The sequence below is a fragment of the Frankia canadensis genome (assembly GCF_900197875.1).
GTDB classification, from domain to species: Bacteria; Actinomycetota; Actinomycetes; order Frankiales; family Frankiaceae; genus Frankia; species Frankia canadensis.
On sequence record NZ_FZMO01000282.1, the window covers coordinates 1 to 4,665 of the forward strand.

The 4,665-nt window shown below is 71.8% G+C and carries 7 protein-coding genes; 4 read left to right on the forward strand and 3 right to left on the reverse strand.

Annotation, left to right across the window (positions count from 1 at the left end; genetic code table 11):
- The first annotated feature begins 261 nt into the window (after window positions 1-261).
- The 3 genes from C1A33_RS36840 (at window position 262) to C1A33_RS20640 (ending at window position 2,124) form a co-directional block, all read left to right on the forward strand.
- Window positions 262-666: a response regulator gene (locus tag C1A33_RS36840; RefSeq protein ID WP_243407767.1), complete on the forward strand. Its 405-nt coding sequence runs from the start codon at window positions 262-264 to the stop codon at window positions 664-666.
- On the forward strand, window positions 666-1,034 hold the full coding sequence (locus C1A33_RS38410) for a hypothetical protein (RefSeq protein WP_243407768.1): 369 nt from the start codon (window positions 666-668) through the stop codon (window positions 1,032-1,034). The genes C1A33_RS36840 and C1A33_RS38410 overlap by 1 nt, the downstream gene beginning before the upstream one ends.
- A 112-nt stretch (window positions 1,035-1,146) precedes the next feature.
- On the forward strand, window positions 1,147-2,124 hold the full coding sequence (locus tag C1A33_RS20640) for a carbohydrate kinase family protein (protein ID WP_243407769.1): 978 nt from the start codon (window positions 1,147-1,149) through the stop codon (window positions 2,122-2,124).
- Window positions 2,125-2,290: 166 nt separating this feature from the next.
- Here the strand turns inward: C1A33_RS20640 and C1A33_RS20645 are convergent, their stop codons facing one another.
- The gene (locus tag C1A33_RS20645; protein WP_101833075.1) at window positions 2,291-2,659 is read right to left on the reverse strand and encodes a nuclear transport factor 2 family protein; all 369 of its coding nucleotides are present in this window, start codon (window positions 2,657-2,659) and stop codon (window positions 2,291-2,293) included.
- A gap of 248 nt (window positions 2,660-2,907) precedes the next feature.
- Window positions 2,908-3,300 (reverse strand): TraR/DksA family transcriptional regulator, encoded by a 393-nt coding sequence (locus C1A33_RS20650; RefSeq protein ID WP_101833073.1) that lies wholly within the window; start codon window positions 3,298-3,300, stop codon window positions 2,908-2,910.
- A gap of 205 nt (window positions 3,301-3,505) precedes the next feature.
- Here C1A33_RS20650 and C1A33_RS20655 point away from each other — a divergent pair, with 205 nt between their 5' ends.
- A complete protein-coding gene (locus tag C1A33_RS20655; protein ID WP_101833074.1) occupies window positions 3,506-3,958 on the forward strand; it encodes a nuclear transport factor 2 family protein in 453 nt (150 codons plus the stop codon).
- Window positions 3,959-4,075: 117 nt separating this feature from the next.
- Here C1A33_RS20655 and C1A33_RS20660 read toward each other — a convergent pair.
- Window positions 4,076-4,665, reverse strand: a 590-nt coding sequence (locus C1A33_RS20660) for an HNH endonuclease signature motif containing protein (protein ID WP_133150756.1), incomplete at its 5' end; no start/stop codon positions are given.

Consider the following 4,665-nt stretch of genomic DNA (forward strand, 5'->3'; position numbering starts at 1 on the left):
CCCCTGCTCCCACCCCGCCGTCTCCCTTGCTCCCGCCGCGATCCTCGAACGCGCCCAGGGCGCGGCCGAACAGGCCCTCGCCGAGCTGCGGACGGTGGCCCGCGGGATCCTGCCGCCGGTGCTCGCCGACCGCGGGCTCGCCGGCGCGCTCGTAAGGACTCGCCGCCGACTGCCCCGTTCCCTGTCGGCTCGACGTCGACCTGACTCGCCGCTGCGCCGCGTCGGTCGAGGCGACGGCCTACTTCGTGGTCGCCGCTGGACGTGGTCGCCGCGGCGGGGACCAGGCAGGACGCCCTGGCCGCCCTCGACGTGCACCGACCCGACGTCGCCGTCCTCGACGTGCGGATGCCACCGACCCACACCGGCGAGGGCATCGCCGCGGCCGTCGAGGCGCGGCGGCGTTGCCCTGAGCTGGGCATGCTGGTCCTCTCGGCCTACGTCGAGCAGACGTTCGCCACCGAGCTGCTCGTCGACGGCGTCGGCGGCCTCGGATACCTGCTCAAGGAGCGGGTGGGCCGGGTCGGGGAGTTCCTCGACGCCGTGCACCGCGTCGCCGCCGCGACACCGCCATCGACCCGGAGGTCGTCGCGCAGCTGTTCGCCCGCACGCGGCGCGACCCGCGGCTCGAGCGGCTCAGCCCCCGCGAACCCGACGTGCTTGCCCTGATGGCCGAGGGCCTGGACAACGGTGCCATCGCCGAGCGACTCGTCGTCACCGAGGACGCCCTGCACAAACACATTCGCGCCATTCGCGCCATTCGCGCCATTCGCGCCATTCGCGCCATCCGCGCCAAGCTCGACCTGGCGCCCGCCGATCGCGTGGACCGACGCGTCGCCGCCGTCCTGCGCTACCTCGACGGCCGTCACGACCGTGAGCGACCATCCGGTCCACCGAAACCACGTCCACGGACGGCCGCCGGGACCGGGGACTCATGGACCGGTGAGGCTCTCGTCCTGGGGCGCAGGCGGGGCCGCCCGTGCCGCCAGCATCACCCTGCCGGTGAGGCCCTCGCCCTGGGGTGTCGAAGTCTTTGACGGTCGGAGTCCTCGACGGTGGACGGTCCACCCCTGGCATCGCCGTGGTCAGGACGGAGTTGGCTTGCGGGCTCCAGGCATGCTGGCATTGGTGCCGCCTGAGGACGGATTCGTGCGAGGTGGGGTGACGGTGGGTCGTGGGGTGACCGTGGTCGTGGCCGGGGTGGCGGGCGTGGCGCAGACGGTTCCGGTCGACGGGTTCCCGGTCCACTACGTCCCCGTGCGGTATCCCCGGCACGGGCTGCGGCTGGAGGTCGCCGGCGTCGGGCTGAACGTCGCGCGCGTCCTGCGTGCGCTCGGGACGTCGGTCTCGCTGGCCGCCCTCGTCGGCCGCGATCCGGCCGGCCTGCTCGTGCGGGCCGAACTGACCCGCCTCGGTCTGCTCGGCGGCGACCAGACAGCCGGCGGCGACCTCTCGGCGGACGGCGGGCCGGCCATTGGCAGCGGTGTGCTGGAAGTGGGATCGACGCCGACGTCCGTGGTGCTGGTCGAACCGGGCGGCGCGCGACAGGTGAACACCGACCTCAAGGACCTGCCGGACGCGGAGTATCCCGCCACGGTGTTCAACGCCCTGTTGGCCGGCGCGCGCCTCGCGGTCGTGTCCACCATCGGATTCGCCCGGCCGCTGCTGACCATGGCAAGGTCCGCCGGCGTGCCCGTTGCGGTGGATGTGCAGACGGTCGGCGGTGTGGACGACGCCTGTCTCCGGCCGTGGCTGGAGGCCGCTGACGTTCTTTTCTGCTCAGCCGAGCGGCTCGGTACCGATCCCGCCACGTTCGCGGCGGATGTGCTGAAACGATTCCCGGCCCGGATCATTGTGGTCGGAATGGGCGCGGACGGCTGCCTGCTCGGCATTCGCGGCCAGGCCGTACGGCGTTTTCCCGCGATCGCGCCGCACGGCGTGGTCGACACGACCGGCGCCGGCGACGCGTTGTTCGCGGGCTTCCTGCACTACTGGCTCGCGACCGGCGACGCGGCGATGGCCGCCGACCACGCCGTCCTCGTCGCCGGCTGTGCTGTGGGTACCCCCGGTGCCGGTACACACGTCGACGCCGGCCACATCGCCGATCTGCGTACCCGCACCAGATGATCTGACATAGTCCTGCCGCCTGCCGCCTGCCGCCTGCCGCCTGCCGCCTGCCGCCTGCCGCCTGCCGGAGTGGCTGAGTGGCTGAGTGGCGGAAGGGCGACGTGGCGAGCCTGCCGACGTGGTGTCGTGGTGTCGTGGTGACGTGGCTGCTTCGCGGACTGGTCGGTCAGGCGGCGGGCAGGCGGTCCAGGAAGCCGCTCACCGCTCGGATCCGCCCGTCGTCGGCGAGGGCGATCACATCGAAGCCGGCGACGGGCGCCGACCCGTCCGCGCCGGAGACCAGCTCCCAGGAGAACCGGGCGATGTGGTGGTGGGCGTCCGGCGAACCGGAAAGCCGGAACTCGAAGCCGGGGAACTGCTTGTGCACTCCGATGATCGTGGCCGTGATCTCCTCGTGGCCCGCGATGTCCACCACCGGATCGGTGTAGCTGGCGTCCCGCGTGAACGCCGCGGCGACTGCCCTGCGAACCTCGTCGTCCGTTTCCGCGTTCCACGCCGCGAAATAACGCGAAACGGCGTCGTCATGTGAGGTCACCATGTATTCCTTCCGTTGCCCGCGCCGCGGAGAATTTTTTCTCCCGCGCGGGAACAACGATGCCGCGGGTGCTCGAACCGGTCGATTACCGCAGAGGTAAGCGTCCTCCGCGCGGGTGGGCGGCGGCACGGTGAGGCCTGCCAGCGCGCGGCGGCGCCGAAGCGTCCTCCGCGCGTGGGTGGCGGCGCCGCATCCGGTCCTGGGCGTGTCGCGCCGAGTGGAACGTCCTCCGCGCGTGGGTGGTGGGCTCACCGATGTTCTGGCGATGGTGGCGGGCAGGCCACGCAGGTGCGGGCGGACGGACGGGCCGCCAGCCGGCCGGCGTCGATGCGGCGCCCGCAGGTCTGGCACACGCCATAGGTGCCGGCAGCAAGCCGGCTGATCGCGGCGTCGACCTCGACCAGCCTCGCTGCGGCCTGACGGAGCGTGGCGCGCATCTGCTCCCGCTCGAACGGCATGGAGGCGCCCTCGATGTCGTGCTCATCGTCAGCGTCCCGATCGGCAGTGTCCTCGAGCACCCGACCGAACTCGGCGCGTAGCGCGTCAACCCGGGCGGCGGCATCGGCCCGTTCAGCCAGGAGTCGGCCACGCGGCTCGTCCGGCCAATGGGGCTCGTCTGGTCTGTCCGGCTCGACCTGCATCGTCGGCTGACCTCCTGCTGGCGGCTGTACCCGCCGGGACAGCAGGGGGCACGCGACGTTGGCTGCTCATTGGGTGCTTCGAGGCCCGAGGAACGTGTCCAGGTCGCCACGGTGCGAGAGGATCGGACAGGGTGTCACGTCATCGGCCGACGTGCGGAGGCACAGGCCGGTCGGCGCATCGCCCCATCCTGAGGGGAGAGTCCGCATGCGACCACCGCTACCGCCGTTCACCGAGCAGACCGCGCGCCAGAAGGTGCAGGCCGCCGAGGACGCCTGGAACACGCGGGACCCGGTTCGGGTCGCGGGCGCCTACACCGAGGACTCGATCTGGCGCAACCGTGACGAGATCTTCCAGGGCCGGGACGCCATCGTCGACTTCCTCACCCGCAAGTGGGCGCGGGAGCATGACTACGCACTCCGCAAGGACCTATGGGCGTTCACCGGCAATCGGATCTCCGTTCGCTTCCAGTACGAGTGCCGCGACGACGGCGGTCAGTGGTGGCGCAGCTACGGCAACGAGCAGTGGGAGTTCGCCGAGGACGGTCTGATGCGTCGGCGTGAGGCGAGCATCAACGACGTCGCGATCGCCGAGGCCGACAGGTTCATCCACGGCCCACGCCCGCCCGAGGACGCCGGCCGACCTCTGCCCATGCCATGACCAAGATTCACTGACAGCGGCTACCGACAGCGGCTACCGCCAGCGGCTCGGAGGCAGCGGCGCACCGACCTCGGTGGGTGCCGCGACGATCGATCCACTCAGGCCCGTGAGCCTCGATCATGGCTGGCGGAAGTTGGGGAGTGGTCGGTTGTAGGGGTTTCGGCGGGGTCGGCGGTGAGGGTCGATGTGTGGGGGTGGGATGAAGGAGGGCAGGCCGTCGGGTTCGAAGGTGATCGTCCACTTGTCGTGGTGGACCTGTCGGTGGTGCTGGCCGCAGAGCAGGATCATGTTCGACAGTGCGGTGGGTCCGCCGTTCTCCCAGCCGGTGACGTGGTGGCATTCGGTCCAGGCGGGTGGCCTGTCGCAGGACGGGAACGCGCAGCCGTGGTCGCGGGCTGCGAGCGCGCGGCGGATGGCGGGGGTGGCAACGCGGTGGGTGCGGCCGACGTCGAGGGGGACGCCCGCGGGGTCCAGGATGATCCTGGTGATCTCGGCGTCGCAGGCCAGGCGGCTGAGGACGCCGCGGGGCAGCGGTAGTCCCCAGCTGGTGGTGGCCGGGTCGAGGCCGCCGGCGAGGAGTGTGTTCCAGGGCACGAGCACTGTCAGGTGCGGGCGAACTCCACCGGAGAGGGGAACGGCGGCGGCGTTCAGGGCGCGGGTGACGAGGTCGAGGAGGGCGTCGGCCTGGCGGCGGCGGGGGCTGCGGG

Coding starts and splice junctions, on each gene's coding strand:
- C1A33_RS20655 (WP_101833074.1), top strand. CDS start 3,506: ATGCGACCACCGCTACCGCCGTTCACCGAGCAGACCGCGCGCCAGAAG.
- C1A33_RS38410 (WP_243407768.1), top strand. CDS start 666: ATGGCCGAGGGCCTGGACAACGGTGCCATCGCCGAGCGACTCGTCGTC.
- C1A33_RS20650 (WP_101833073.1), bottom strand. CDS start 3,300: ATGCAGGTCGAGCCGGACAGACCAGACGAGCCCCATTGGCCGGACGAG.